Origin of the sequence: Streptomyces tatrensis (assembly GCF_049310065.1) — a bacterium.
Classification (GTDB): Bacteria; Actinomycetota; Actinomycetes; order Streptomycetales; family Streptomycetaceae; genus Streptomyces.
In genome coordinates, this window is record NZ_JBMDLB010000011.1 from 2889995 (window position 1) to 2914132 (window position 24138).

A 24138-nucleotide genomic window follows, 5' to 3' on the forward strand; every position below is an offset into this window, starting at 1 on the left:
CGGGTTGAGAGGCATTTCGTACCTGCCGGGGGTGGATCGGAGGGAATGCGGAGGTGCCTGGCCTACATGCCGTTGCTGGCCGTGTCGTCAGGACGCCAACGGGACCGCTTGCGGCGCGGAGTACTTCTTCCTGCCGCCTGCGCCCCGGCGTAGCTGGTCAAGGCCGGTGGGGATGGGTTCCCAGCCTTCGTCGTTCTGGCAGTGGAGGTTCACGGCGCGTACGGCGGAGATGTAAGCGTCGCGTAGGACGTGGGGCCCGGCGAGGGGGCTTCCGGCGTGGATGGCGCGTCCGGTAGACCCGGCTCCTTGGGTGGCAATGGCGACCCACAGGTGCTTGTGGGGGGTGCCTTCGAGGGTGGCGACCAGGCTCTGGCGCACTCGGAGCCAGCGGCGCAGGAGCCGACGGTCGAGGTCGTCGAGGGGCTGCGCGTTGTCCCCCCAGGTGACGAGGGTGGGGGTGGCGGGGTCGTCGGGTGTGTAGTCGGGGAGGTTGTCCAAGGTGAGGGAGTCGATCTGGGAGGTGCGGGTCCCGGTGGCGCGGAACAGGCAGGCGTAGGCGGCAACGCGGGCGGCGGCCAGCGGGCTGGCGGCGAGGAAGTGCCACGGTGGCGGGGCCGTCATCACGTGGACGATCTGCTGCCACTGTTCCTCGGTGACCGGGGGCAGGAGGTCGGGCATGGCTACCTTTCCTGGCATGGCGCCAACCTGGGCTTCTCTGATGATGGCGCGGAGTATCCGGCGGCGGCTTGCCCGTGTTCCTTCGCGGGAGGGGCCCGCGGGCCAGCCGGGACGGCGCAGCCGGCCAGCGTCCGCTGCGACGAGGTAGACGGCCTGAATCTGATTGGTGAGGAGTCGGTCCAGGCTGGCGGTTGAGTCCTCGGGCAGCAGGCCGAGTTCAGCAGCCCGTTTCATCTCGGTGCCGATCCACAGAAACTTGTCCCTCATGGAGTCGCTGGTCGCTCTGCCCGCGAGACGGGAGGCGATGCGCTCGAAGGCGAGGACGCCCGTCATGTCATGAGGCATGCAGGTTTCCTTCCGTGCGCGGCATAGTTGACGGACAGGAAGGAACACTCCGCGCGGTCCCGATCACAGGGGGGTGGTGCGGTGGCCTGGTCGGGTTACGGCTCATCGTGGGAGGGGTCCTCCTGTGGGCGGGTGGGGCCGTCTTGATCGGATTCGGAGGGGTGGTTGGGATGAGAACTCGGTGTCCGCGTGCGCGGTGTCCGAAGTGCGGGCGGGATGTGGCGATCACTCCTGCTCGGACACCGATGAGTTGGCGGTGGTCCCGTCATGACTCTCCGATGCACCGTCTGGATGCGGGGCTGCTGACGTCATGCCCGGGGGCTCTCCAGCCGGTTGATCCCCGGTTGGTGAGGACGGCTGCCGTTCAGGAGCCGCTTCCCGGGGTTGTGATGCAGTTGGAGCTCGGGGACATCTAGCCGCAGAGGGTCCGGGCGCGGAGTTCGGCGGCGTACTCCTTGCGTTCGCGCTTGGTGCGGCCGAGGCGGCGCAAGCTCTCCTCGCTAAGCGGCAGGACCGTCGGCTTCTCGCCCTTCTCGCGGCCGACCTTGGTTCCGAGGGCGCGGTCGCGGGCGGCGGCGTAGCGGCGCTGGCGGTCGGCGTCGTCGATGATCGGCGCCACGGAGGCGGTGATCGCTTTGGCGCGCTGGCGGCGGGCCGCTCGGTTGAGGCCGAGTTCGACGCCGTCCCCGACGGCGGCGATGACCTGGGCAGCTACGCGGCGGTTGGGAAATGTTGCCGTTCGTGGGCCGGGGGCCTGCCGGTTGGAGAGGGTTGCCATTCGGCGGGCCATGTCGGCGGGGGTCGGGGGGCGGTTGTACGTGATCACGGGATGCTCCTCGGATCGAGTTCTGAATTGTTGGATTCCGTACCGCTGCTGGCCGGGTCGAGGAGGGCACGGAGGGTTCGGGCGGCGATACCGATGCGCACGCACTCGGCCGGGGAGTACGCCCGCTGACCGGTGGGCGTCTGCCAGGACGCGAGGACCCTGGCGGTGATCCGGTCCAGCGCGATGGCGTTGGCCAGCCGTGCATGGGCGGGAGTGAGCGGCGGCGCGTCCCCGGTCTCGGCGGAGGCCGGGGACGGCTCGGGGCTGCCGGGCTCATCGGGGACGGTGATGGTCTGCCACTCGGCGCAGTCCGGGAGTTCGGGGTGGGCGCGCAGGACACGGCGAGTGGTGGTCATGGGGTGCCGATGCGGTCGCCGGTGATCTCGTGCGCGATCTCGTCGAGGAGGTCCGCGAGGCCCGCGAGGGCCTGGGTGCTCAGGTGGGCCCAGCGGGACTGCGGGTGCCCTGCGGACAGACCGGGGTAGTGGGCGGCGAACGTCTCGGCACCGTTGATCAACTCGGGGCAGCGCAGGGGGCGCCCGACAGCGGCGAGGGCGTCCAGCGCTTCCAGGATTCTGGGGGCGTAGCCGGGTACTACGGCGCAGGAGATCGCGTCGGAGATGATGATGTCGTCGGGGTTGAGCGTGGCCTCGTATGCGGAGCAGGTATGACACAGCCGCCACGTGACAGGCTGGCCGGCGGCGCCGCGACACATACGGGTGGGGGCGCCGACGCGGGCGGGGCCTCCGCACCGGCAGCAGGGCGTCGGCCTGTCGGGGCCCGACGACGCGAGACCGGTCGCGTCGGGCCCCAACCCGATGCCACCGGCTCGCCTACCGGGGTTTGCCATGCTCATGGGGGCGATGATGACTTACTGCACTGACATTTCACGGCATGGCCGGAGAAAATCGGCGCGTCTTACCCGATCACTCGACGCGATATCTGGTATGGCGTCAATCCGCGGTGTGGTGTGGGCTGTCGTCGGGATTCCACGGCTCGGCCGGCGCCGCCGCGGTCTGCCAGGCGGCCAGCAGACCTGACGCGGCGTCCCCGCCGGGGGTGTCTGGCGGCCCATCTTCCGGCTCGACCGGCCCGCGGGGTGGCAGCGGGGGCGGGGGGCCGGGGCAGAGCCGGGGCTGGTCGGGCGGAAGTTCGCCCGGCTGGTACGGCCAGCCGGGTCGGCGCGGCACGGTGCTCATGAGCCCATGATGATCTCGACCAGCGAGAGGCGCCCCGTCATCGACGCGGCCCCTCTCGTCTGGGCTAGGCGGTGCGCCTCGCCTTGTAGTGCAGGATTTCGTCCTTGTCGAAGCGTAGTGCGCCCTCCAGCTTCACGGCCTGCGGGCCTTTCCGCTTACGCCTCCAGTCGTACATGGTGTTGGGGCTGACGCCCAGGATCTTGGCGGCTTCCGTGAGGGTGAGCCAGTCACGCTCGGGGTTGGAGCGTTCCAGCCAGTCGGCGATGTCCGCCTGGTGGTAGCGCAGGAATCCTTCGATCTTGGTGGCCTTGGGGCCCCGCCCGTTGGAACGCCACTCGTAGAGGGTGGCGACCTTGACGCGAAGGAGGTCGGCCACCTCCTCGGGGGTCATGTAGCCGGTGGTCAGGCGTGGCACGGTTCTCCATCCGTGGTGTGGTGATCGTCAGGTACCGGTCAGTGGAGATGTGCATGGGGTGGCCTTCCTCGGGCTTGGTGAGTACGTCTCTCGTTCCCACATCAAGAACCCTAACGATCCCTAAGATCACGCGTGTTTGATTCGGCGTTGTGATGGGGGTTGTTGCAGGTGGCGAAGGTCCATGTCGCTGATCGGTGGCACAAGTCGAGGCCGGGACCTGATGACGCGCCGTGTCCGGATCATGTGGGGAAGGTGGCTGCGACCAAGCACGGCCGGGGCCATCGGTGGGCGGTGCGCTGGCGTGACCCGGACGGGGAGCAGAAGGAGCTGTTGTTCGGCCGGAAGACGGGACCGCAGGGTGCGGACGCGAAGGCCAGCGAGATCGAGGGTCAGCTATCGGCGGGCACCTACAACGACCCGAAGGCCGGGAAGATCAAGGTCAAGGTGTTCGGCACGGAGTGGCTGTCACGTCTCACGGTGGATGAGTCCTCGATGGAGGGCATGATCAGCCGCTTCGGCGTGCACGTGTGGCCCTATCTCGGCAGCCGTGAGCTGGCGACCTTGGAACGGCAGCCGTCAATGGTGCAGGCGTGGAACCACGGCTTGCAGGAGCGGGTCTCGGCGTCTTACGCGCGGACGATCTTCGCCAACGTGTCGCAGATGTTCCAGGCAGCCGTCGAGGACGGGATGATCCGGCGCAACCCTTGCAAGGTCAAGGCGGTGGTCAAGCGCCCCCAGGTTGAGCCGAAGAAGATCATTCCGTGGCTTCCCGGGTGGGTCGAGGGCGTCCGGGAGGCACTGCCAGCCTCGTATCAGACGATGGTGGATCTCGGCAGCGGCTGCGGTCTGCGGCAAGGCGAAATTTTTGGGATCGCCGAGGAGGACATCGACTTCGAGGCCGGGGTGATCCACATTCGCAGGCAGGTCAAGCGGCTGAGGTCGAGACCGGTGTTCGCGCTGCCGAAATTTCGAAAAGAGCGGATCGTGCCGCTGCCGAACACGACGGCATCCCGGCTTCGTGAGCATCTGCGTAAGCATCCGCCGCGCACGATCACTCTCAAGTGGCAGGAGCAGGGCCGCCCGGAGGAATCATGGAAGGAGAGGTCCGTTCGGCTGATCTTCTCCACTCGCGAGAAGGGTGCGATCGACCGGGACTATTTCAACGACAAGGTGTGGAAGCCCTCGTTGATCAAGGCCGGACTGGGTGCCGGGCCGTGGGAGAACACCATGCACTGCCTGCGGCACTTCTACGCCAGCGTGCTGCTGTCGGCCGGTGTGAGTATCAGGGCTCTCGCGGATCACCTGGGTCACACCGACCCATCGTTTACTCTCAGACGTTACGTACACCTCATGCCGAGGGACGACGACAAAGCGCGACAGGCCATCGACGCCCTGTTCACAGGGAGTTGATGACCTGCCACGCTTTTACCAGTACAGTGGGCCCGCTGTGGGCCCCGACCCACAAGTCGTTGAAAACTTGCAGGTCAGGCGCATCTGGTTCTAGAGGTCGAAGTAGAGCTCGAACTCGTGCGGGTGCGGGCGCAGCGCGATCGGGGCGATCTCGTGGGTGCGCTTGTAGTCGATCCAGGTCTCGATCAGGTCGGGGGTGAAGACACCGCCGGCCAGGAGGTACTCGTGGTCCGCTTCCAGGGCCTTGAGGACGTCCTCGAGGCTGGTCGGGACCTGCGGGACGCTCGCGTGCTCGTCCGGGGAGAGCTCGTAGAGGTCCTTGTCGATCGGCTCCATCGGCTCGATCTTGTTCTTGATGCCGTCGAGGCCGGCCAGCAGGAGGGCCGCGAACGCCAGGTACGGGTTCGAGGACGGGTCCGGGGCGCGGAACTCGACGCGCTTGGCCTTCGGGTTCGAGCCCGTGATCGGGATGCGCATGGCGGCCGAGCGATTGCGCTGCGAGTACACCATGTTGACCGGCGCCTCGAAGCCCGGGACCAGGCGGTGGTAGGAGTTCACCGTCGGGTTGGTGAACGCCAGCAGCGACGGGGCGTGCTTGAGGATGCCGCCGATGTAGTAGCGGGCCATGTCCGACAGACCCGCGTAGCCGGACTCGTCGTAGAACAGCGGGTCGCCGTTCGCCCACAGCGACTGGTGCACGTGCATGCCCGAGCCGTTGTCACCGAAGATCGGCTTCGGCATGAAGGTCGCGGTCTTGCCGTTGCGCCAGGCGACGTTCTTCACGACGTACTTGAAGAGCATCAGGTCGTCGGCCGCGGCGAGCAGCGTGTTGAACTTGTAGTTGATCTCGGCCTGGCCACCGGTGCCGACCTCGTGGTGCTGACGCTCGACCTGGAGGCCCTGGGCGTCCAGCTCGAGGGAGATCTCGGCGCGCAGGTCGGCGAAGTGGTCGACCGGGGCTACGGGGAAGTAACCACCCTTGTAGCGGACCTTGTAACCACGGTTGTTCTCCTCGGAGCCCGTGTTCCAGGCACCGGCCTCGGAGTCGATGTGGTAGAAGCCCTCGTTCGCGGAGGTCGCGAAGCGCACGCTGTCGAACACGTAGAACTCGGCCTCGGGGCCGAAGAACGCGGTGTCGGCGATGCCGGTGGAGGCGAGGTACGCCTCGGCCTTCTTCGCGACGTTGCGCGGGTCGCGGCTGTAGGCCTCGCCCGTGATCGGGTCGTGGATGAAGAAGTTGATGTTGAGCGTCTTGTCCTTGCGGAACGGGTCCAGGCGCGCGGTGGTGATGTCGGCGCGCAGCGCCATGTCGGACTCGTGGATCGCCTGGAAGCCGCGGATCGAGGAGCCGTCGAAGGCCAGCTCCTCGTTCGGGTCGAACGCGCGCCCCGGGATGGTGAAGTGCTGCATCACACCAGGCAGGTCGCAGAAGCGGACGTCAACGAACTTGACGTCGTTGTCCTGGATGTACTGCGTCACTTCGTCGGCGTTCTTGAACATCCAACTCCTCCTACTCCCGACCCCGGGGCAGGGGCGGGCTTTTATAGCTAGTGGTGCGTCAGTGCGGTGCCGCACGCTGACCCGACCATAAGCAGACGGGGTTTCTCAAGCATGACCCATTTGTTTCGCACAAGTTAACCAGGGTCCCGCCGGAACGGCGTCGAGCCGCACAGGTACCGTGTTCGCGTGGACAAGAGGCAAGCAATCGGATCCTGGCTCTCCGGCCCCCGCGAGGCCGCCGAGGGGATGGGTGCCGACTTCGGGTACCCCGGCAAACAGCTCGGCCTGCCGCAGCAGGGGCCCGGCTCGGTGGCCCGTTTCGGCCGCCGGCTCGGCGCCGTGGCCATCGACTGGCTGAGCTGCCAGCTCATCGCGTACGGCCTGATCACGGGCCGTGACTGGAACGGCTCGGGGAACTGGACGCTGGCCGTCTTCGTCGCCCTGGTGGTCCTGACGGTCGGCACCGTGGGCTTTACCCCCGGGAAGCGGATCCTGGGCCTCCGGGTCGTTTCGCAGGACGGCGGACGGCTCGGATTCGGCCGCGTGGTGGTGCGCACCGCACTGCTCGCCCTGCTGATCCCGGCCCTCGTCTGGGACCGCGACGGCCGCGGACTGCACGACCGCCTCAGCCGCGCCGTACAGGTCAGGATCTGAGACGAAGGATCGCAAGACAGACGCACGACAGAGACGCAACACAGAGGGGCGCCCCGGGCCATCGGCCCGGGGCGCCCCTCTGTGTCGTATACGAAAAGCGGATCAGCGCATCTTTCCGCCGCGCGGCATGCGCATCCCCTTGGGCATCGGGCCCTTCGGGATCGGCATGTTGCTCAGCAAGTCGCCCATGGCCCGCAGTTTGTCGTTGACCTGGGTGATCTGGGGCCCGGAGAGCACACGGGGCAGCTTCATCAGGGTCGTACGGACCTTCTTGAGCGGCACCTCGCCCTCGCCCTTGCCCACGATGAAGTCGTGGACCGGAATGTCGGGCATGATCCGGGCCAGCTTCTTCTTCTCGTTCGCGAGCATCGGCTTCACCCGGTTCGGGTTGCCCTCGGCGATCAGGACCACGCCGGCCTTGCCCACGGCACGGTGCACGATGTCCTGCTGCTTGCTCATCGCGACGGCGGGGGTGGTGGTCCAGCCCCTGCCCACGTTGTCCAGTACGGCCGCGGCCGCGCCCGGCTGTCCCTCCATCTGTCCGAAGGCGGCCGTCTCGGCTCGCCGTCCGAAGATGATCGCCATCGCCAGGAACGCCACCAGGAAGCCCAGGATGCCCAGGTAGACCGGGTGGTCGATCAGGAAGCCGATCGCAAGAAAGACACCAAAGGTGACGATTCCCACGCCCGCGACGATCAGACCGACCTTCGGGTCGGCCTTGCGCGTCATCTTGTACGTCAGGGCGATCTGCTTCAGTCGCCCGGGGTTCGCAGCAGTCTCTGCGTTTGACTTCCTCGCCATGCAGCGAAGTTTACGTGGCCTTCTCGGTGCGGGTCGCCGCGGCCTCGAGTACGTGCTCGGTTTCGACCCGGTCCTTGGCCCTGCGGCGGTCTTCGAGGACGGCCGTCCAGGCGTTCCGGCGGGCGCCGCTCATGAGCAGTGACTCCAGGCCGCGGACGGCGTCGGTGAAGGACGGGATGGCGATGGCGCGTACGGGCGCGGCCTGCATGGTGTCGACCCTTTCACGGAGCTCACGTCGGGGGGTGCCAAGCGTGTGTGCGGTGCGTCGAACAATCGTCACCGTCTGGTGTTACCAGTGCGTGACCGACTGGTCAAACAGTGATGAAACCTTGATGCGGCCCACCAGAGCCCTTCTCGGGGAAGAACCTCTCGAGAAAGAGCCTAGGGGCCGCATCGATGCGGTGTTACCCACAAGTAAGACTTTGTGCGCGAGTTCACATACCACCCGCACCACGCGTCTCGCGCACCTCGCACGCCTCAGGCGCGCGTGACGATCAGACGGTCGCGCGCTTCTCCATCGCCTGCTGGTAGAGGCGGCCGGCGCGGTACGAGGACCGGACCAGCGGACCGGACATGACTCCGGAGAAACCGATCTCCTCGGCCTCCTGCGCCAGCTCCACGAACTCGGCCGGCTTCACCCAGCGCTCGACGGGGTGGTGGCGCGGCGAGGGCCGCAGGTACTGCGTGATGGTGATGAGCTCGCAGCCCGCCTCGTGGAGGTCCTTCAGCGCCTGGCTGACCTCCTCGCGCTCCTCGCCCATGCCCAGGATCAGGTTGGACTTGGTGATGAGGCCGTAGGCGCGCGCCCGGGTGATGACGTCCATCGAGCGCTCGTAGCGGAAGCCGGGGCGGATCCGCTTGAAGATGCGGGGCACCGTCTCGATGTTGTGCGCGAAGACCTCGGGGCGGGAGGCGAAGACCTCCTCCAGCAGCTCCGGGACCGCGTTGAAGTCCGGGGCGAGCAGCTCGACCTTGGTCTGGCCGCTCTCGCGGCCCGCCGTCTGCTGGTGGATCTGGCGCACGGTCTCCGCGTAGAGCCAGGCGCCGCCGTCCGCCAGGTCGTCGCGCGCGACGCCCGTGATGGTGGCGTAGTTCAGGTCCATGGTGACGACGGACTCGCCGACGCGGCGGGGCTCGTCGCGGTCCAGCGCCTCGGGCTTGCCCGTGTCGATCTGGCAGAAGTCACAGCGCCGGGTGCACTGGTCGCCACCGATGAGGAAGGTGGCCTCGCGGTCCTCCCAGCATTCGTAGATGTTCGGACAGCCGGCTTCCTGGCACACCGTGTGCAGTCCTTCGCCCTTCACCAGGGCCTGCATCTTGGTGTACTCGGGGCCCATCTTCGCCCGCGTCTTGATCCACTCGGGCTTGCGCTCGATGGGCGTCTGGGCGTTACGGACCTCTAGGCGCAGCATCTTGCGTCCGTCGGGTGCGACTGCGGACACGACCGGCTCCCTGTGACTTCGATTCTTCGGCGCCCACCAGGGTACGCCCGTAATTTCATACGTTCTTCACTCGGCCAACCTGCGGGCGGTCCGACCCATTCCCCGGGGTCCCCCCGGGATCAGCCCGCGGCGGGCTCTATCTCCCGCGGCTTCGGCTCCGCCTGCTCCAGTACGTCCTTCAGGTGCCGTTCGATCACCGGAAGCACCTCGGCGATGGTGATCTCGCGACCCAGCTCGTAGGAGAGCGAGGTCACACCGGCGTCGCGGATCCCGCAGGGGACGATCCGGTCGAACCAGGTGTTGTCGGGGTTCACGTTGATCGCGAAGCCGTGCATCGTGACGCCCTTGGCGACGCGGATGCCGATGGCGGCGAGCTTGCGGTCCTCGCGGCGCTGGCCGGCGTTGGACGGGGCGTACTCGGGGCCGTTCAGCCGGGGGTCGAACTCCTCGTCGTGCAGCCTCGGGTCGAAGTCCAGCGAGAGGCCGCCGATCTTCGGGCGCTCCTCCACCGGGTCGCCGAGCACCCAGACCCCGCTGCGCCCCTCGACGCGGGTGGTCTCCAGGCCGAACTCGGCGGCCGTGCGGATCAGCGCGTCCTCCAGCCGGCGGACGTGGGCGACCACGTCCACGGGGCGGGGCAGCTTCATGATCGGGTAGCCGACCAGCTGGCCCGGGCCGTGCCAGGTGATCTTGCCGCCGCGGTCCACGTCCACGACGGGCGTGCCGTCGAGCGGGCGCTCGTTGTCGGCGGTGCGCCGGCCGGCGGTGTAGACCGGCTGGTGCTCCAGCAGCAGGCAGGTGTCCTCGATCTCGTCCGCGAAGCGTGCCGCGTGCACCCGGCGCTGCTCTTCCCAGGCCACCGTGTACTCGACGGCCTCCGGGCCGAAGCCCATGCGGACAAACCCAAGCTCAGCCACCGCGGCGCCTCCTCGTTGAACCTGCCGACGAACTTGCTGTGTGCACCTATCGCACCAAGCAAGGGTACGGCGGCCCCGGCGCGCCCTGTCAGGCACCCGTCCCGGACACCGCCCAGAGCCCCGGATCCGGGGGGCCGGGCAGCTGTTTCGGCCGTCTGCGGCCCTTCGGCGGCCGGTCCGGGTCCTCGTCCGCCCGGGGCAGCCGGCGGTGCCCTTCGGTGTGGTCGTTCACCCAGCCGCAGACCCCGCACGCGTAGCGCCCGTCGAGACCCGCGATGTAGGTCCCGCAGCGCCGGCACTCCGCCTCGGTGAGCTCGGGCGCGACCAGGTCGGGTACGAGCGGCGGGGCCGTGGACTCTGCGTGGCTGCCGTCGCCTCCGGGGCGCTCGCAGCTGCCGGGGGGAGGCTCCCCGGTGGGCCGGCGGGTCATGGGGCGCAGCGTACGCGGATGGAGGGGGTCGGTCCGTAAAGAGACCCACCGGTTCTGCACACGATCGGATGAATGTGGGACAGAGAGGGCGGTACGGGCGAGGTTCGCCGCTACATTCACGCCGTTCACAGGGCCGGCTCCGGTCTATTACCAATCCACGGTCTCCTGACGTAACAGGATCCCCCTCCTGAGGGAGGGGGCTTTCAACCCGCGTGGTTGAGGGCCGCCGTTACCAGCACCAGCCAAGACCACATAGGTGGAGGTGAACGAAGTTGGCTACGTTCCACGCAGGTGAGAAGACCCACCAGTCCGTGCTTCCTCAGCGGGCTGCTCTGGAATTCGAGTCAGCAGACACCCCCCGGATCGGGGACGAAACGGGACTCGAACACCGCACTCGTGCGGTACCCGGCGTGGAACATGTGCGAGGGGAGACCGCCGATGCTTCACCTGGCATCGACGGCGTCACCCCCAACCGCGAGGTTGGGGAGAAGGCCCGTGAAGGCCACCCCGTCGTGTTCGTCCTGGACAAGCACGGCTTACCACTGCAACCGACCACACCCGCCAGAGCCCGCAAGCTCCTCAAGCAGGGCCGCGCCGTCGTGGCCCGGCACACCCCGTTCGTCATCCGGCTGAAAGACCGCACCGCAGACCAGTCACAGGTGGACGGCGTGGAACTCGGGATCGACCCCGGCTCCAAACACACCGGCATCGCAGTCTTCACCGCGAAGGACGGTGAGCGCCGCGGCCTGTACGCGATCGAACTCGCCCACCGAGGCAGCGCCATCCGGGACAAGCTCACGGCTCGCGCCGCCTATCGGCGCGGTAGGCGAACCCGCAATCTGCGCCACCGCGCGCCCCGCTTCTCCAACCGCACTCGCCCCAAGCACTGGCTCGCGCCATCATTGCGTCACCGCGTGGACACGACCATGTCGTGGGCAACCCGGCTCGCACGCTGGGCACCCGTCCGCGAAGTTCATGTGGAGCGGGTCGCATTCGACACCCATGTCATGTCCCACGGCGGACCGCTGGAGGGGGCCGAGTACCAGCACGGCACCTTGCACGGCACGGAAGTCCGCGAGTACCTCCTCGCCAAATGGGACAGGGCCTGCGCCTACTGCGGCACCACAGGCGTCCCCCTCAACATCGACCACATCCACCCCCGCTCGCGCGGCGGCAGCGACCGCATCTCCAACCTGTGCACCGCCTGCATCCCCTGCAACGAGAAGAAGTCCAACCAGCCGGTCGGAGACTTCCTCAGGAAGTCCCCGCGCCTATTGGCCCGGATCCTCGCCCAGGCCAAAGCCCCGCTCCGCGATGCGGCAGCCGTCAACGCCACCCGCTGGGCCCTGTGGCACGCCCTCGGCGCCGCATTCCCGAAGGTGCACGCCTCTTCAGGCGGCCGCACGAAATGGAACCGACATCGGACCGGCACCCCTAAGAGCCACACCCTCGACGCCCTCTGTGTCGGTCTCCTCGACACCATCACGCGTACGCCGGCCCGTGTCCTCACGGTCACCGCGACCGGGCGCGGCACCTACGCCCGTACTTGCCCCGACAAGCACGGCTTCCCCCGCCTGCGTCTGCCCAGGCAGAAGACGTTCTTCGGCTACCAGACCGGCGACTTGGCCCGCGCCGTCGTCCCCACCGGCAAGAAGGCCGGCACCCACATCGGCCGGATCGCCGTCCGCGCAACCGGCCGCTTCAACGTCAAAACCGCCCACGGCCTCATCCAGGGCATCGGACACAAACACTTCCGCCTCATCCAACGAGGCGACGGATACGCCTACACCGCCCGGCCCGAAGGACCCACCGGCCCCACATGACCGTCATCGACAAACCGAAGAGACCTCCGGCGCTCCGCACCTCTGCCCCCAAGGATTCGCTCCCTCCCCCAGCTCAAGCAGGGGTTTCCACGAAAGAAATCCGATGACGGAACGACCTGCCCAGCGTGTCCCCAACCGGCAGCTCTCGGCACTGATCGCCGAGGCCGGGTTCTCCAACGCCGGGCTCGCCCGCCGTGTCGACCAGCTCGGTCTGGAGCACGGTCTCGATCTGCGGTACGACAAGACCTCCGTGACCCGCTGGCTGCGCGGGCAGCAGCCGCGCGGCACCACCCCGGCGCTGATCGCGGAGGTGTTCACGCGGCGCCTGGGGCGGCGGCTGTCCGCCCAGGACCTGGGCCTGGACGCGTGCGCCCCGGTGTACGCGGGGCTGGAGTTCGCGGCCACCCCCGAGGAGGCCGTCGACATCGCGAGCGGGCTCTGGCGCAAGGACTCCGGTTCGCACGCCGAGCTGCGCAAGATCGCCTTCACCCCGGCCGGTCTGGTGGTGCCCAGCCGCGACTGGCTGATCGGGCGCGCCGACGAGCGGGTCGGCCGGGGCGCGGAGCCGGCCGCCTCCCGGGTTCCCGAACAGAGCCGCCCCGACCAGAGCCGTCTGGACGCGAGCCGCCTGGACCCGAGCCGGCTCGATCAGGGCCGTCTCGATCAGGGCCGGCCCCTGCCCGGCCGGGCCTCGGTGCCCCGGCAGCGGCAGATCGACCGCGGTCCCGGGCAGCGGGTGACGGGCGGCGACATCGCGGCGCTCAGATCCGTGGGCGAGCTGTTCCGCACCCTGGACCACGCCTACGGGGGCGGCCACGCCCGCCAGGCCCTGGTGCGGTACCTGGAGCACGAGGCCGAGCCGATGCTGCGCGGCACCTACGGGGAGACCACCGGGCGCCGGCTGTTCGCCGCCGCCGCCGATCTGACCCGGCTCGCGGGCTGGACCTCGTACGACATCGCCGCGCACGGGCTCGCCCAGCGGTACTTCGTCCAGGCGCTGCGGCTGGCCCAGGCCGCCGGGGACCGGCCGTACGGGGCGTACGTGCTGATCACGATGAGCCGGCAGGCGGTCTACCTCGGCCACGGCCGGGAGGCGGTGCAGCTGGCCCGGGTGGCCCAGCAGGGCGTGGGCTCCGGGCCGCCGCCGGTGGTGCAGGCGCTGCTGCACTCGGCGGAGGCGCGCGGGCACGCGGTGCTCGGGGAGGTCAGGGCGTCGACGGCCTCGCTGGTGCGGGCCGAGCGGGCGCTGGGAGCGGCCCGGCCGGGGGACGACGTGCCGCACTGGGCGCGGGACTACGACGAGGCGCAGCTCGCGGACGAGTTCGGGCACTGCCACCGGGACCTCCAGCAGTACCGGGCCTCGGCGCAGCACGCGGAGCGGTCCCTGCAGCTGCGGGCGCCCTCGTACGCGCGCTCGCGGCTGTTCTGCCGGGTGGTGCTGGCCACGGCGCGGCTGGGGCTGGGCGAGCTGGACCAGGCGTGTGCGCTGGGTGCGGAGGCTGCGCAGCAGGCGATGGAGATGCGGTCGGTGCGGGCGGTGGAGTACGTACGGGACTTCGAGCGGCGGCTCGAGCCGTACCGGGACGCGTCGGCGGTGCGGGGGTACCGGGACCGGGTGGCCGCCTTGTCCTGACCCTGCGGGCCGGCCGGGGGGGTGTGCCCCCGGGCCCGGGGGCACACCGCCGTGGTGCCCCTGCGGGTCCGCTCCCGGGGCTCCGCCCCGGACCCCGCGCCTCAAACGCCGGCGGGGCTGATTTTGCCCTGCGGGCCGGCTGACTCTGTCTGCGGGCCGTCCCTGGACAGGGCCGGTTTGGCCCTGCGGGCCGGCCAGCCCCGAAGGGGGTGGTTGCCCGCAGGGCCGTGCAGCCTCAGGTGGGTGGTCGGCTCAGGCTGCCATTGGGAGGGCGGCCTTCGGGGTGGAGGGGACGGGGATGCCGAAGTCGCGCAGGGCGGCGGCCGCGGCGCGGCGGGCTGAGCGGAGGGCTCCTTCGACGGTGTTGGTGTCCCGGTGGTCGCCGCACACGTACAGGCCGGCCAGGACCCGGACGGTGCGCCGGTTGTCCTGCGGCGGCGGCATGGCGGGGACCGCCTCGGGGGTGTGGTGGACGGCGAGCAGCTCCCAGTCCCGGGTCGCGGTCTCGTAGAGCCGGGCCAGTCGCGAGGCGACCGTCCGGGTGGGCGGCGGCGGGCCGAGCACGGTCGTGGTGACCAGGCTGCGGCCGGCGGGCGCGCGCGTCGGGTCGACCGCGCTCATCACCGCGGTGTGGGCGACGGGCCAGTCCGGGTCCCCGTCCAGGAGCAGGGAGCCGTCCCAGGCGAGCGGGGTGCTGGTGGCGTGGTGCATCACGGTCACCTGGTGGAAGGCGGGCACGCGCAGGCCCGGGAGCAGTTCGGCGGCGGCCCGGGCGCCGGTGGCCAGGAGGGCGGAGCGACAGCTGAAGTCGCCGTGCCCCTCGGTGGTGACCAGGTTGGTGGCGAGGGAGCGGACCCGGACCCCGGTGCGTACGGTGCCGGGCGGCAGCGCGGCGGCGAGGAGTCCGGGCAGGGTGGCGGCGCCGCCCTCGGGTACGGCGAGGCGGCCGCGCGCGAAGGTGCGCAGGGCCAGGTCGGCGACGCGGCTGGAGGTGCCGAGTGCGGGGTCGCGCAGGAGCGCGGCGAGGAGCGGGCGCAGCGTCGTACCGAGGCTCCTGGAGCTCAGTGCGGCGTGCGCGGTGCGCTCGGGGCGGGCCAGGAGGCGTTCCTCGGGCAGCGCGGCGAGGCGGGCGAGCGCCGCGCCGATCCGGGCCTGGTCGAGGGAGCCGCTGGTCAGGGCGCGGGCCGGGGTGAGGGCGCCGGCCCGCAACGTGCGGCCCTCGCTGTGGACGAGGGCGCCTGGCGCGAAGGGCTTGAGGACCAGGCCTTCCAGGCCCGGGGTGCGGGCCGGTTCGGTGTAGGCGGTGTTCAGGAGCTGGCCGATCCGGTCGAGCCGGAAGCCGTCCACGGTCTCCGTGGCCATCCGGCCGCCGGGATCGTCGGCGCCCTCCAGGACGATGACCGTGACTCCGGCCGCGATCAGGTGGTGCGCTGCCGCGAGTCCGGAGACTCCGGCTCCTACGATGACCACGTCCGCATGGTGTGCGTGTGCGCTGTTGAGCACGTGCCCCTCCCCGAGGTCGGCCCGGCTGTGTGGGGAACCTCCTTCCCCCAACCAGCTCCAGCGGAACCCGAGTTGGGTGTGCTATCGCGGGCAATGCGGTCAACTCCGGTCGCACGGCGGTCGCATTCGGCTCACGGATGGTCGCACGCGTGCGCCGGGGCGCTCCCCCCTGGAGCGCCGGGGCTTTCCGGCCCCGGTCCCGGGGCGTTTCAGGCCTCCAGGGCGGCCCTGATCGATTCCTCGATCCCCGGGTACCGGAAGACGAACCCGGACTCCAGCAGCCGGGCGGGGCGCGCCCGCTGACTGCCCAGCACGTCCTGGGCGAACTCCCCGAGCACCACGCGCATGACCGGCGCGGGCACGGCGAACACCGCCGGGCGGTGCAGGACCCGGCCCATCGCGGCGGTGACCTCGCGGTTGGTCAGGGGCTCGGGGGCGGTGAGGTTCACCGGCCCGGACAGGGCCGGGGTGTCGATGATGTGGCGCAGGGCGGCGATCTCGTCGTGCATCGAGATGTACGACCAGTACTGGCGGCCGTTGCCGAGGCGGCCGCCGATGCCGGCCTTGAAGATCGGGAACAGCTTCCCCCAGGCCCCGCCCTCGGCGGCGACGACCAGTCCGGTACGGGCGTGCACGGTCCGGATCCCGGCCTCCCGGGCGGGCGCGGCGGCGGCCTCCCACTGCACGCAGATCTCCGGGAGGAACCCCTCGCCGGCCGGGGAGTCCTCGTCGACGGCGCGGTCTCCGGTGTCTCCGTAGTACCCGACGGCGGAACCGCAGACGAGCGTCGCGGGCGGCTCGTCCATGGCGGCGACGGCCGAGGCGATGGCGGCCGTGCCCTTGACCCGGCTGTCGCGGATCTCCCGCTTGTAGGCGGCCGTCCAGCGGTGGTCCCCGACGCCGGCCCCGGCGAGGTGCACGACGGCTTGGCAGCCGGCGAGCCCGGCCGGGTCCACGTACCCGCGCGCGGGGTCCCACCGTGCCTCGCCGGGCCCGGCCGGCTCCCGCCGCACGAAGCGGACGAGCTCGTGTCCGTCGGCCTTCAGTGACCGCCCGAGGGCGCTGCCGATGAGCCCGGTGGCACCGGTGACTGCGATACGCATGCCCCCATCTTGGCAGCGGGCCCGCGGCCGCGGGGCTGCCCGGCCGCAGCGCGGGCTCCGGCGCGGCACCGGGTGCACGCCGGGCTCCGGCAGCGGGCCCCTCAGGTGGCCGTGCCCAGCCAGGTGCCGACCGCGTAGGTCACCGCCATGGCGAGGGCGCCGCCTGCGACGTTGCGCAGGATCGCCCGGCCGGGAGGTGCCCCGCCCAGCCGTGCGCCGAGCACCCCGCACAGGGTCAGGGACAGCAGGACCGCGATCACGGTCACAGGGACCCGCTCCGAGGCGTCCGGCAGGACGATCGCCAGCAACGGCAGCAGCGCCCCGACCGTGAACGCCACCAGGCTCGCCGCCGCCGCGTGCCAGGGGTTGGCCAGTTCGTCGGGGTTGATCCCCAGCTCCACCCGCGCGTGCGCCCGCAGCGCGTCCCGCTCGGTCAGCTGCTCCGCCGCCTCCCGGGCGACCGACTCGCTCAGCCCCCTGCCGACCAGCAGCCCCGTCAGTTCCTCCAGCTCCTCCTGCGGCGACTCCTCCAGCTCGCGCCGCTCCACGTCCAGCGCCGCCTTCTCCGAGTCCCGCTGGGAGCTGACCGACACGTACTCCCCCGCCGCCATCGACAGCGCGCCCGCCAGCAGCCCGGCAACGCCCGCCGCCAGGATCGCCGTCCGCGAGGTCGTGGCCCCGGCGACGCCGACGACCAGGCCCGCCGTGGAGATGATCCCGTCGTTCGCTCCGAGCACCCCCGCGCGCAGCCAGTTCAGCCGGGTACTGATCGCCGCGCTCTGCTCCGCCGCCCCATCCGCTTCCGTCACGCCCCCACTGTCGCGGCCCCAGCCCTACGGAGCCACCCGGCGTGCGCGCCTTCCGCGCCGGGATCAGGGTGGAGGGGTGAGACGCCGACGCGAGGAGCCGGGCTGGCTGCGCGGGGCGCCGCCGCCGCGCTGGGCCCGCCTCGCGCCCGCGGTGGCCCTCGTGGTGCTGGTGTTCGTGCAGCGCATCACCCCGGGCGACGTGGAGCTGGGCTACTTCCTGGCCGGGCTCCCCCCGGTGGCCGCCTTCGCCTACGGGGCCGCCGGGACGGCCGTCTTCGCCGCGGTCGTGCTGCTCCTCATCGGCCTGCCCTCGCTCGGGATCGCCCACGCCCAGGGCTCCGACCTCGGGACCGTCGCGGTGATCGGGCTGCTCAGCATCGTGGTCGCCTGGGTCCGAAAACGCCGGGACGCCCAGCTGGTGAGCGTGCGCACCGTCGCGGAGGCGGCGCAGCTCGCGGTCCTGCCGCCCGTCCCCGAACGGGTCGGCACCATCGGCTGCGCGGGCCTCTACCGGGCGGCCCAGCACGGCACCCTGGTCGGCGGCGACCTGTACGACGTACGGGCCGGCCCCTACGGCGTGCGCGCGCTGATCGGCGACGTCCAGGGCCACGGCCTGGCCGCCGTCGGCACCGTGGCCTCGCTGCTCGGCGCCTTCCGGGAGGGGGTCCTGGACGACGCGGAGCTCACGACGGTGGCGGCCCGGCTGGACCGGCGGCTGCTGGCGGACTCGGCGGCCGAGTCGGTGGAGCACGCGGAGCTCTTCGCGACGGCTGTGCTGCTGGAGTTCCCGCCCGGGCTGGACCTCGTACGGATCGTGTCGTGCGGTCACCCCCCGCCCCTGCTGCTACGGGGTTTCACGGTCTCGGAAGTCGACGTGGACCCGGGGCCTCCGCTGGGCCTGGGACTGGCCGGCCCCACCCCGGCGGCGCCGGCCGAGCTCCGGGTCCTCCCCGGGGACCGGCTGGTGATGTACACGGACGGGGTGACGGAGGCCCGCGACGCGGCGGGCAACTTCTACCCGCTGGCCGCACGCGTGCCCGTACTGGCGACGGATCCGGCGGGGCTGGCCCCGGCGGTGTGGCGGGACCTCAGGTCCTTCAGCGGGGGCGGGCCGCGCGACGACGTGGCCCTGCTGGTGCTGTCCCCGTACCCGGAGCCGGAGGGGGCGCCGGGCGCGGCCTCGGGCAGGGCCTCCGGCACACGGTGACCGCGCCGTACTGATCACATGACCAAACGATGACAAGCGCCCATTTGGGTCAATTTCCGTGTTTTGCTCGGGCCTTCCAGCCCCCCGAGCACGGAATCCGAGGCCCCTTCGATGCGCGCACCGTACAAACACAACCAGCGGATCACGGCGATCATCGCGGCGGCCGGAGCCGTCGCCCTGGTCACCGGCGCGATCGTGTTCGGCCTGGCCGGGGAAGAGGCGGTGGCGGAACCGGATTCGGCGCAGAACCAGCAGATCGAGGCCCCCGCCCCGCTCCAGGTGGGCTCGGCCCTGGTGCGCGCTGCCGAGGACGGGGGCAAGGTCGTCAACCTCACCCTCGACGACGGCCCGGACCCGAGGTGGACCCCGAAGGCGCTCGAACTCCTCGCGGCCCACGGCGCGAAGGCCACCTTCTGTCTGACCGGGCCGAACGCGAAGAAGCACCCGGACCTGGTGAAGGAGATCACCTCGGCCGGCCACCGCCTGTGCAACCACGCGGTCAGCCACGACACGGCCATGAACAAGAAGGACGTCGCGTACCAGGAGAAGGAGATCATGGACGCGAAGCGGATGATCGACGAGGCGAGCGGCTCCGCCCGCATCTGGTACTACCGCGCCCCCGGCGGCGCCTTCACCCCCGAGAGCCGGGAGATCGCCGCCCGCAACGGCATGGCCAACCTCGGCTGGAACGTCGACCCCGGCGACTTCAACCGGCGCGGCACGGACACCATCGTCAGCACCGTGCAGGACCAGTTGAAGACCAAAGGGCCGACGATCCTCATGCACGACGGGGGCGGCGACCGCTCCCAGTCCGTCGAGGCCCTCGAAAAGCTGCTGCCGTGGCTCAAGGAGCAGGGCTACGGCTTCAGCTTCCCGAAGGTCCCCGAGGCGGGCTGAGACCTGCCGGCCCGCCTACCCGGCGTCGCGGATGAAGGAACGGACCAGCTTGCAGGTCACGTTCGACGGCCGGCGGATGCCCGTCCGGACGGCCATCGTGCGGATCTTGCGGTTGGTGGCGCGCTGAGCGTCATACGTGCCCGAGTCGAGCAGTGATATCGCCAGCCGCATCGCCTTCAGCCGGCGGTTGTGGCTCTCGTACCACTCGCGGGGCAGCCCCGCCGGCAGCGGCTTCTTCTTGACGGGCCCGATGGTGTGCAGGGTCATGGCAGTGGCCATCTACAGCCTCCCAAAGGCAAGTTGGCGTCCTGTCCTTCTCCTTGAATTTTACCGGTGACCACTGACAAAGGACCTGGCCAGACGGCACCTCGCTACGCTTTCGGGCATGGAGATCTGGATCAATCCCGCCTGCTCGAAGTGCCGTAGCGCACTGACCCTGCTGGACGCCGAGGGCGCCGAGTACACCGTCCGCCGCTACCTGGAGGACGTCCCCTCCGAGGCCGAGATCCGCGAGGTCCTGGGCCGGCTGGGTCTGGAGCCCTGGGACATCACCCGCACCTCGGACCCCCTGGCCAGGGAGACCGGTCCGGGGGTCCCCCCGGACGGAGTCTGGGGGAGGGACCTGCCGCGCGAGGAGACCGAAGCCGCCCGCGGGGCCTGGATCAGCCTCCTGGCGGCGCACCCGAAGCTGATCCAGCGCCCGATCATCACGGCCGAGGACGGCACGGCGGTGGTGGCCCGCTCGGAGGAGGCCGTCCGCGAAGCCCTCTCCCGCACCTCCGGCCCCCGCACCTGAGGCGCGAGACGGCCTAGCCGGCGAAGCCCGCGTCTACGAACTGCACGACGCGCCCCACCTGCTGCGTCCCGCTCGTACCGGGCACCGGGTTGGAGGCGAAGACGAGCCGGCGGCCGGCGTGCTCGGTGGCGAACGCTCCGGTCGACCAGCCCGGGCCGGAGCCCGTCTTGCCCCAGACCGTGGTGCCGGCCGTCTCGTACCGCATCAAGCCGGCCGCGCTGAAGCAGGCCTTCGGCGAAACGCACTTGTTCTCCGCGGCGTTGGGCACGTCCGGGACCTCGTACAGGTGCCGCTGCTGCGCGGGCGGCAGCAGCCTGCCGCCCAGCAGTGCGGCCATGAAGCGGTCCAGATCGGCCGCGGTGGAGACCAGACCGCCCTCCGCCCAGAACCTGGCCGTCCGGGGATCCGTAGACATCCGGGTCTGCCGCAGCCCCAGGGGGCGCAGGATGCGGCGCTGCAGTTCCTCCGCGTAGGTCCGGCCGGTTATCCGCTCCACGAGCAGGCCGGCGACGAAGGTGTTCATCCCGTTGTACTGCTGGACCGTGCCCGGGGCGGGTGTGCGGCCGGAGCCGCCGGCCGCGTCCTTCGCGAACGTCTCGAGCACGAGGGTGCGCGGGTCGGCGGAATCGCCGGCGGCCTTCGGCAGGTCGGCGGTGTGGTCCATGAGCTGCCGGACGGTGACTTCGGCGTAGGCCCCGGGTATCAGGTCGGGCAGGTAGCGGCGCACCGGCGCGTCGATCTCGATCCGGCGCTCCGCGACGAGCCGCAGCACCAGGGTGTTCGTGAACAGCTTGGTGACGCTGCCGATCGGAACTTCCGCGTCGGCGGCGACCGGCCCGCCCGTCCCGGTCCACGGCGTGCGCAGCCCCTCGCCGGACAGCCGCACCAGGGCCCCCGTGGAGAGCCCGTCGGGCAGGGAGGCCAGCAAGGCCCGCAGCTCGGCGGGCTCGTGGGTGGCCGCCGACCGGGCGCGGGCCGCGGTCGCGGCGGAGCCCGCGGACCCTCCGGGCGCAGCCAGTGCGGCCGGGGCGCCCACACCCACGGTGAACACCGCCAGGGCGATGCCGGTGGCGGCGATCCGGCGGGCGGTGCGGGGGCGGCGTGCGTTCATCGGTGGCTCCTGGAGAAGGCGACTCGACTCGGTGGGCTCTGACACCAACACTCCGCCACCCGCCGCGCGTTGCCCATCGGTGATCACCCTGACCCGACCCCCAGGCCACCCCGAAGGGGCCTGCACGACCGACCCTGAGGCCATTCGGGCAGGCCCCGGGCCCGCTCTACTCCCCCGCCACCACCCGCCGCTGGTGCACCCGCAGTTGGAGGGTGGCGAGATCGAGGAGCGGGGTGGGGACGGCGAGGGCGCGGGCCCTGGCGGACAGGTCGCCGAGCACGTGCTCGACCTCGGTCGGACGGCCGGCGATCAGGTCCCGGTACATCGACGGGGTCAGCGGCGAGCCCGGTGCGGACAGCGTCCGTGCGGTGGAGGCGAGTTCGGACTCCGGTACCGGGTACCCGGCGGCGGCCGACACGGCGGCCGCCTCCGCGAGGACCGCGAGCCCGAACCCGGTCCCGCCGGGCACGGCGTTGACCTCTCCGACGGCTCCGCGCGCCAGGGAGGTCACCGCCACCAGGCTGGTGATGAAGACCCACTTGTGCCACATGGCGCCGACGATGTCGGGCACTTCGGGGGTGTCGATCCCCGCCCCGGCCAGCACCTCGCGCACGGCGTCCACCCGGGCCGAGGGACGGCCGTCGAGTTCGCCGGTGAGCACCACGGTGGGCGGGGCCAGCCGGAGGATGTCGCCGTGCTCGTTCAGGGTGGTGACCACCTTGGCCACCCCGCCGAGCACCGCCGCCTCCCCGAACCGGTCCGCGAGGTGGTCGAGGTGGGCCATCCCGTTGAGCAGGGGCAGGATCGCCGTCCCGGGACCGACCGCCGGGGCGAGGTCCCGGGTGGCCGCTTCCAGGGCGGTGGACTTCACGGACAGCAGGACGAGGTCGTACGGCCCCGCCGGCTTGTCGGCGGTGACGAGTTGCGGGTCGAGGGCGATCTCCTCCCCCGGCCCGCTGACCCGCAGCCCGCGCGCCCGCAGGACCTCGGCCCGCCGGGGGCGCACCAGGAAGGTGACGTCCTGGCCTGCGCGGGCGAGGCGCGCACCGAAGTAGCCGCCCGCGGCGCCCGCTCCGACCGTCAGGATCCTCATCCGGCGGAGCCCGCGGGCCGGACGGCCTTCGCCAGGGCGGCGCGGACGGACGCCGCGTCGGCAACGGCTCCCGGAGCCTCGTAGAAGCCTCCCGGGCCGCCCGTGTCCTCGGCGTACGGGAGGACGTACACGGGCGTGTCGCGCTGGAAGCGCCAGCTCTCGGCGAGCGTCCCCGCGTCGACCGCGTCGTAGCCGAGCAGGTCGAGGAGGCGGGTGGCGGACGCGCGGGCGGCCGGGTCCTCGCCCGCGACGGGCAGGGCCGAGCGGTCCGGGGAGCCGGCCGGGCGGGCGAGGGAGAGCAGGTGCTTGAAGTAGATGTTGTTGAACGCCTTGACCACCTGCGCCCCGGAGAGGTGTTCCTGGACGAGCCCGCTGGTGGTGGCCTCTTCCGCCTCCAGGGCGGGGAAGACCCCGTCCCGCTCCGGGTAGTAGTTGAGCGTGTCGAGGACGACCTTGCCCGCCAGTGCGTCGGCGGGCAGCTCGCGGTACTTCCCCAGCGGGATGGTGGCCACGACCCAGTCGCCGGCCGCGGCCGCCTCGGCGGGGGTGGCGGCCCGGGCCCGCGGGCCGAGCTCGGCGACGAGGCCGTCCAGCGTCTCCGGTCCCCGGGAATTGCTGAGGACCACGTCCAGCCCCGCGTCCACGGCGAGCCGCGCGAGGGTGCTTCCGATGTTGCCGCTTCCGATGAGTCCAAGAGTTGCCATGCGGGGTTCAAGTCGCCCGCGATCCACGGTATTCCGCCGCTGCGCCACCGGTGGCGAGGCCTCTCCCGCGGCCGGGGTCGCCCACGCGCCGCCCCATCCCCGTCCCGGGCCTTCACCTCGGCCCCATCTCGCGCCTCGTAGGGTGGGGCCAGCACAAAGGGGACGTACCGCACCAAAGGATCCGTCGTGAACGAGCAGCAGCACCCGAGGCCCACCACGCCCGGCGAGCCTCCGGTGCCGCCGGTGCCGCCGGACCTCCCGGTGTCCGCGCTCCCCCCGCTCCCCCCGCCCCGGCGCGGCGCCGACTGGATGTTCGGCGGGGTGTACGGGACCGTCCTCGCGTCCGGGCTGCTGGCCGCGCTCGACCAGAAGGGCGGGGAGTACACCCCCTTCTACGACGCCAGCTGGGTGCTCGTCACCGCCGCCACCGCCGGGCTCGCGCACGGGTACTCGCACCACATGAGCACCCACCAGGCCGGCTCCGCCGGTCACCGGTGGCGGATCCTGGGGCGGGCGCTGTGGAACGAGTGGCCCATGATCGCGGCCACGCTGCCCACGGTGCTGCTCCTGCTCGTCGCCGGGCTCACCGACTGGGACTCGCACGGGGTCACGGCCGTCGGGCTCGGCGTGAACACCGCGATGCTGTTCGCCTGGGGCGCCTTCGTGGCCCTCCGCGTCGGCTACAAGCTCGCCTCGGCGCTGCTCATCGGGGTCGCCGACGCCACGATCGGGCTGGCCATCATCGCGGCCAACGCGGTGATCAAGTGAGGCCCCCGCCACGCGTGGCGGGGGCCTCACTCCGATCGGACAACCCAGGGGCAGCGGCAGGGGGAGACGAGGGC

Annotated in this window: 27 protein-coding genes; 8 read left to right on the top strand and 19 right to left on the bottom strand. The window is 71.2% G+C overall.

Annotation, left to right across the window (positions count from 1 at the left end; genetic code table 11):
- Nucleotides 1-87: 87 nt before the first annotated feature.
- From ACODT5_RS28890 to ACODT5_RS28915, 6 genes are all read right to left on the bottom strand, one after another.
- Nucleotides 88-1023 carry a hypothetical protein gene (locus ACODT5_RS28890; protein WP_422522109.1) on the bottom strand — a complete coding sequence of 312 codons (936 nt, stop codon included), beginning with the start codon at nucleotides 1021-1023 and terminating at the stop codon, nucleotides 88-90.
- A 412-nt stretch (nucleotides 1024-1435) separates the two neighbouring features.
- The gene (locus tag ACODT5_RS28895; RefSeq protein WP_422522110.1) at nucleotides 1436-1849 is read right to left on the bottom strand and encodes a hypothetical protein; all 414 of its coding nucleotides are present in this window, start codon (nucleotides 1847-1849) and stop codon (nucleotides 1436-1438) included.
- Complete coding sequence (locus ACODT5_RS28900) at nucleotides 1846-2205, bottom strand: hypothetical protein (RefSeq protein ID WP_422522111.1); 360 nt, start codon at nucleotides 2203-2205, stop codon at nucleotides 1846-1848. Before ACODT5_RS28900 ends, ACODT5_RS28895 begins: the two co-directional genes overlap by 4 nt.
- Nucleotides 2202-2705 carry a hypothetical protein gene (locus ACODT5_RS28905; RefSeq protein WP_422522112.1) on the bottom strand — a complete coding sequence of 168 codons (504 nt, stop codon included), beginning with the start codon at nucleotides 2703-2705 and terminating at the stop codon, nucleotides 2202-2204. The genes ACODT5_RS28900 and ACODT5_RS28905 overlap by 4 nt, the downstream gene beginning before the upstream one ends.
- 97 nt (nucleotides 2706-2802) lie before the next feature.
- Nucleotides 2803-3048, bottom strand: coding sequence for a hypothetical protein (locus ACODT5_RS28910; RefSeq protein WP_422522113.1), 246 nt, complete (start codon nucleotides 3046-3048; stop codon nucleotides 2803-2805).
- A gap of 64 nt (nucleotides 3049-3112) precedes the next feature.
- Nucleotides 3113-3463 carry a helix-turn-helix domain-containing protein gene (locus ACODT5_RS28915; RefSeq protein WP_422522114.1) on the bottom strand — a complete coding sequence of 117 codons (351 nt, stop codon included), beginning with the start codon at nucleotides 3461-3463 and terminating at the stop codon, nucleotides 3113-3115.
- Nucleotides 3464-3715: 252 nt separating this feature from the next.
- Here ACODT5_RS28915 and ACODT5_RS28920 point away from each other — a divergent pair, with 252 nt between their 5' ends.
- Nucleotides 3716-4873 (top strand): tyrosine-type recombinase/integrase, encoded by a 1158-nt coding sequence (locus ACODT5_RS28920; protein ID WP_422522115.1) that lies wholly within the window; start codon nucleotides 3716-3718, stop codon nucleotides 4871-4873.
- A 90-nt stretch (nucleotides 4874-4963) separates the two neighbouring features.
- Here ACODT5_RS28920 and glnA read toward each other — a convergent pair whose 3' ends face one another.
- On the bottom strand, nucleotides 4964-6373 hold the full coding sequence (glnA, locus tag ACODT5_RS28925) for a type I glutamate--ammonia ligase (protein ID WP_422522116.1): 1410 nt from the start codon (nucleotides 6371-6373) through the stop codon (nucleotides 4964-4966).
- A gap of 186 nt (nucleotides 6374-6559) precedes the next feature.
- On the opposite strand from glnA, the gene ACODT5_RS28930 reads away from it, so the two are divergent.
- On the top strand, nucleotides 6560-7027 hold the full coding sequence (locus ACODT5_RS28930) for an RDD family protein (RefSeq protein ID WP_422522117.1): 468 nt from the start codon (nucleotides 6560-6562) through the stop codon (nucleotides 7025-7027).
- Nucleotides 7028-7129: 102 nt separating this feature from the next.
- On the opposite strand, the gene ACODT5_RS28935 is transcribed toward ACODT5_RS28930, so the two are convergent.
- The 5 genes from ACODT5_RS28935 to ACODT5_RS28955 all read right to left on the bottom strand — a co-directional run bounded on the left by ACODT5_RS28935 (nucleotide 7130) and on the right by ACODT5_RS28955 (nucleotide 10617).
- On the bottom strand, nucleotides 7130-7828 hold the full coding sequence (locus ACODT5_RS28935; protein WP_250743562.1) for a DUF4191 domain-containing protein: 699 nt from the start codon (nucleotides 7826-7828) through the stop codon (nucleotides 7130-7132).
- A 10-nt stretch (nucleotides 7829-7838) separates the two neighbouring features.
- The gene (locus ACODT5_RS28940) at nucleotides 7839-8036 is read right to left on the bottom strand and encodes an SCO2195 family GlnR-regulated protein (protein WP_250743563.1); all 198 of its coding nucleotides are present in this window, start codon (nucleotides 8034-8036) and stop codon (nucleotides 7839-7841) included.
- Nucleotides 8037-8322: 286 nt separating this feature from the next.
- The gene (gene lipA, locus ACODT5_RS28945) at nucleotides 8323-9270 is read right to left on the bottom strand and encodes a lipoyl synthase (RefSeq protein ID WP_267758544.1); all 948 of its coding nucleotides are present in this window, start codon (nucleotides 9268-9270) and stop codon (nucleotides 8323-8325) included.
- A gap of 119 nt (nucleotides 9271-9389) precedes the next feature.
- On the bottom strand, nucleotides 9390-10187 hold the full coding sequence (lipB, locus tag ACODT5_RS28950; protein WP_422522118.1) for a lipoyl(octanoyl) transferase LipB: 798 nt from the start codon (nucleotides 10185-10187) through the stop codon (nucleotides 9390-9392).
- Between the two features lie 88 nt (nucleotides 10188-10275).
- A complete protein-coding gene (locus ACODT5_RS28955) occupies nucleotides 10276-10617 on the bottom strand; it encodes a hypothetical protein (protein ID WP_422522119.1) in 342 nt (113 codons plus the stop codon).
- 410 nt (nucleotides 10618-11027) lie between these two features.
- Here ACODT5_RS28955 and iscB point away from each other — a divergent pair, with 410 nt between their 5' ends.
- The gene (gene iscB, locus ACODT5_RS28960) at nucleotides 11028-12440 is read left to right on the top strand and encodes an RNA-guided endonuclease IscB (protein ID WP_422522120.1); all 1413 of its coding nucleotides are present in this window, start codon (nucleotides 11028-11030) and stop codon (nucleotides 12438-12440) included.
- 103 nt (nucleotides 12441-12543) lie between these two features.
- Nucleotides 12544-14073 (top strand): NsdA family TPR-like regulatory protein, encoded by a 1530-nt coding sequence (locus ACODT5_RS28965; RefSeq protein WP_422522121.1) that lies wholly within the window; start codon nucleotides 12544-12546, stop codon nucleotides 14071-14073.
- Nucleotides 14074-14325: 252 nt separating this feature from the next.
- Here the strand turns inward: ACODT5_RS28965 and ACODT5_RS28970 are convergent, their stop codons facing one another.
- The 3 genes from ACODT5_RS28970 to ACODT5_RS28980 form a co-directional block, all read right to left on the bottom strand.
- Nucleotides 14326-15576: an FAD-dependent oxidoreductase gene (locus ACODT5_RS28970; protein ID WP_422522122.1), complete on the bottom strand. Its 1251-nt coding sequence runs from the start codon at nucleotides 15574-15576 to the stop codon at nucleotides 14326-14328.
- A 209-nt stretch (nucleotides 15577-15785) separates the two neighbouring features.
- Entirely contained in the window at nucleotides 15786-16679 is an 894-nt protein-coding gene (locus ACODT5_RS28975; protein WP_422522123.1) for a TIGR01777 family oxidoreductase, read from the bottom strand.
- Between the two features lie 101 nt (nucleotides 16680-16780).
- Nucleotides 16781-17488 (bottom strand): VIT1/CCC1 transporter family protein, encoded by a 708-nt coding sequence (locus ACODT5_RS28980; RefSeq protein WP_422522124.1) that lies wholly within the window; start codon nucleotides 17486-17488, stop codon nucleotides 16781-16783.
- A gap of 76 nt (nucleotides 17489-17564) precedes the next feature.
- On the opposite strand from ACODT5_RS28980, the gene ACODT5_RS28985 reads away from it, so the two are divergent.
- A complete protein-coding gene (locus ACODT5_RS28985; protein WP_422522125.1) occupies nucleotides 17565-18695 on the top strand; it encodes a PP2C family protein-serine/threonine phosphatase in 1131 nt (376 codons plus the stop codon).
- Nucleotides 18696-18806: 111 nt separating this feature from the next.
- Nucleotides 18807-19592: a polysaccharide deacetylase family protein gene (locus ACODT5_RS28990; protein WP_422522126.1), complete on the top strand. Its 786-nt coding sequence runs from the start codon at nucleotides 18807-18809 to the stop codon at nucleotides 19590-19592.
- 15 nt (nucleotides 19593-19607) lie between these two features.
- On the opposite strand, the gene ACODT5_RS28995 is transcribed toward ACODT5_RS28990, so the two are convergent.
- Entirely contained in the window at nucleotides 19608-19871 is a 264-nt protein-coding gene (locus ACODT5_RS28995) for a hypothetical protein (RefSeq protein WP_243329786.1), read from the bottom strand.
- Between the two features lie 106 nt (nucleotides 19872-19977).
- Here ACODT5_RS28995 and ACODT5_RS29000 point away from each other — a divergent pair, with 106 nt between their 5' ends.
- Nucleotides 19978-20388: an ArsC/Spx/MgsR family protein gene (locus ACODT5_RS29000; protein ID WP_422522127.1), complete on the top strand. Its 411-nt coding sequence runs from the start codon at nucleotides 19978-19980 to the stop codon at nucleotides 20386-20388.
- A gap of 13 nt (nucleotides 20389-20401) precedes the next feature.
- On the opposite strand, the gene ACODT5_RS29005 is transcribed toward ACODT5_RS29000, so the two are convergent.
- The 3 genes from ACODT5_RS29005 to ACODT5_RS29015 form a co-directional block, all read right to left on the bottom strand.
- The gene (locus ACODT5_RS29005) at nucleotides 20402-21499 is read right to left on the bottom strand and encodes a serine hydrolase domain-containing protein (protein ID WP_422522128.1); all 1098 of its coding nucleotides are present in this window, start codon (nucleotides 21497-21499) and stop codon (nucleotides 20402-20404) included.
- Between the two features lie 166 nt (nucleotides 21500-21665).
- Nucleotides 21666-22592, bottom strand: coding sequence for a ketopantoate reductase family protein (locus ACODT5_RS29010; RefSeq protein WP_422522129.1), 927 nt, complete (start codon nucleotides 22590-22592; stop codon nucleotides 21666-21668).
- The gene (locus ACODT5_RS29015) at nucleotides 22589-23296 is read right to left on the bottom strand and encodes an NADPH-dependent F420 reductase (RefSeq protein ID WP_422522130.1); all 708 of its coding nucleotides are present in this window, start codon (nucleotides 23294-23296) and stop codon (nucleotides 22589-22591) included. The genes ACODT5_RS29010 and ACODT5_RS29015 overlap by 4 nt, the downstream gene beginning before the upstream one ends.
- Before the next feature lie 186 nt (nucleotides 23297-23482).
- Between ACODT5_RS29015 and ACODT5_RS29020 the strand changes: the two genes are divergently transcribed.
- Nucleotides 23483-24064, top strand: coding sequence for a hypothetical protein (locus ACODT5_RS29020; RefSeq protein ID WP_422522131.1), 582 nt, complete (start codon nucleotides 23483-23485; stop codon nucleotides 24062-24064).
- The last annotated feature ends 74 nt before the right edge of the window (nucleotides 24065-24138 follow it).

Excerpts from the sequence above, each read along its gene's own strand:
- ACODT5_RS28890 (WP_422522109.1), bottom strand. The coding sequence starts at position 1,023 with ATGCCTCATGACATGACGGGCGTCCTCGCCTTCGAGCGCATCGCCTCC.
- ACODT5_RS28900 (WP_422522111.1), bottom strand. The coding sequence starts at position 2,205 with ATGACCACCACTCGCCGTGTCCTGCGCGCCCACCCCGAACTCCCGGAC.
- ACODT5_RS28905 (WP_422522112.1), bottom strand. The coding sequence starts at position 2,705 with ATGAGCATGGCAAACCCCGGTAGGCGAGCCGGTGGCATCGGGTTGGGG.
- ACODT5_RS28910 (WP_422522113.1), bottom strand. The coding sequence starts at position 3,048 with ATGAGCACCGTGCCGCGCCGACCCGGCTGGCCGTACCAGCCGGGCGAA.
- glnA (WP_422522116.1), bottom strand. The coding sequence starts at position 6,373 with ATGTTCAAGAACGCCGACGAAGTGACGCAGTACATCCAGGACAACGAC.
- ACODT5_RS28935 (WP_250743562.1), bottom strand. The coding sequence starts at position 7,828 with ATGGCGAGGAAGTCAAACGCAGAGACTGCTGCGAACCCCGGGCGACTG.
- ACODT5_RS28940 (WP_250743563.1), bottom strand. The coding sequence starts at position 8,036 with ATGCAGGCCGCGCCCGTACGCGCCATCGCCATCCCGTCCTTCACCGAC.
- ACODT5_RS28955 (WP_422522119.1), bottom strand. The coding sequence starts at position 10,617 with ATGACCCGCCGGCCCACCGGGGAGCCTCCCCCCGGCAGCTGCGAGCGC.
- ACODT5_RS28965 (WP_422522121.1), top strand. The coding sequence starts at position 12,544 with ATGACGGAACGACCTGCCCAGCGTGTCCCCAACCGGCAGCTCTCGGCA.
- ACODT5_RS28975 (WP_422522123.1), bottom strand. The coding sequence starts at position 16,679 with ATGCGTATCGCAGTCACCGGTGCCACCGGGCTCATCGGCAGCGCCCTC.
- ACODT5_RS28990 (WP_422522126.1), top strand. The coding sequence starts at position 18,807 with ATGCGCGCACCGTACAAACACAACCAGCGGATCACGGCGATCATCGCG.
- ACODT5_RS28995 (WP_243329786.1), bottom strand. The coding sequence starts at position 19,871 with ATGGCCACTGCCATGACCCTGCACACCATCGGGCCCGTCAAGAAGAAG.
- ACODT5_RS29000 (WP_422522127.1), top strand. The coding sequence starts at position 19,978 with ATGGAGATCTGGATCAATCCCGCCTGCTCGAAGTGCCGTAGCGCACTG.
- ACODT5_RS29005 (WP_422522128.1), bottom strand. The coding sequence starts at position 21,499 with ATGAACGCACGCCGCCCCCGCACCGCCCGCCGGATCGCCGCCACCGGC.
- ACODT5_RS29010 (WP_422522129.1), bottom strand. The coding sequence starts at position 22,592 with ATGAGGATCCTGACGGTCGGAGCGGGCGCCGCGGGCGGCTACTTCGGT.
- ACODT5_RS29015 (WP_422522130.1), bottom strand. The coding sequence starts at position 23,296 with ATGGCAACTCTTGGACTCATCGGAAGCGGCAACATCGGAAGCACCCTC.